The 374-nt window shown below is 56.1% G+C and carries 1 protein-coding gene; it reads left to right on the top strand.

Annotated features, from left to right (window positions below; translation table 11 throughout):
• Nucleotides 1–374: HK97-fold major capsid protein (locus AC1RPW_RS08115; RefSeq protein ID WP_481769459.1), on the top strand; the 374-nt coding region annotated here is incomplete at both ends.

Below are 374 nucleotides of genomic sequence, written 5' to 3'. Positions count from 1 at the left end.
ACATCACGTGTAACCGTCAGGGTTTCGCGCGTAAGTGCCTGACGAAGATCAACGTCGAGCAAGGCGCTATTGTTCGCTTCCCGCTGCGCACGAAGAACGTTACGGCTGTGTACTCCACGAGCCCGACGAAGATTCAAGCTCAGTTCACGCGTGACAAATGGTTTACGCCGCCGGAACTGCAACTGGTGACGCGCCCGTTCATTCCGCAGAACGAACTGAACCAGTCAGCTGGTGATGTGCTGCAAGAGAAGTATGTCGAAGCTACCGAAGCTATCATGGTCGGTGAAGACCGTCTGTGGTACTCGCAAGTTAAGGCACTGATCGGCGTCGATAACCCGCTGTCGATCATCCCGGGCCAGCTCACGCCGTACACG

Source organism: Dellaglioa sp. CoH-55-MRSF-8 (assembly GCF_056782195.1).
This window is presented reverse-complemented; position numbering and strand designations above follow the sequence as displayed.